Consider the following 391-nt stretch of genomic DNA (forward strand, 5'->3'; position numbering starts at 1 on the left):
ATGGTATAAAGAACAACTTGGTGTTGAACCAAATATTGATATTCAACCTGCGCAACCATTTGAACGTGGCGTAAGCAATGAGAAGTGTAAAGCGCAAGGTGGTACTCTGATTTATCAAACTTGGAAAGATGGCATGAATCCAATTAAATAATAATTTATCCGTTTAATATACAAAGAATAAAGACTTGGTCGAATCGTGGATGATATATTATCAAACGCACGGCTCGAACAAGTCTTGTTTATTATGTCTTCGTTATCTTTGTATGAAGGAATAACAGAATTACAATTAATGTACTGAATAATGCAATTAATGTTGTGATTAGTGCTAATTTAATTTCTATTGGTAGCCAAGTCAGTACAAAAGACCAATTATTGCTACCGAGAATGAGAT

Annotated in this window: 1 protein-coding gene and 1 pseudogene; one reads left to right on the plus strand and one right to left on the minus strand. The window is 33.2% G+C overall.

Going from position 1 to position 391, the window contains the following annotated elements; translation table 11 throughout:
• A pseudogene (locus GWK61_RS61755) lies at nucleotides 1-151 on the plus strand (NAD-dependent epimerase/dehydratase family protein); the annotation flags it as partial.
• A 91-nt stretch (nucleotides 152-242) separates the two neighbouring features.
• Here GWK61_RS61755 and GWK61_RS61760 read toward each other — a convergent pair.
• Nucleotides 243-391 (minus strand): hypothetical protein (locus tag GWK61_RS61760; RefSeq protein ID WP_499704290.1); only part of this gene is annotated, 149 nt, incomplete at its 5' end.

Source organism: Catenulispora rubra, from assembly GCF_015356825.1.
Taxonomy (GTDB): Bacteria; Actinomycetota; Actinomycetes; order Streptomycetales; family Catenulisporaceae; genus Catenulispora; species Catenulispora rubra.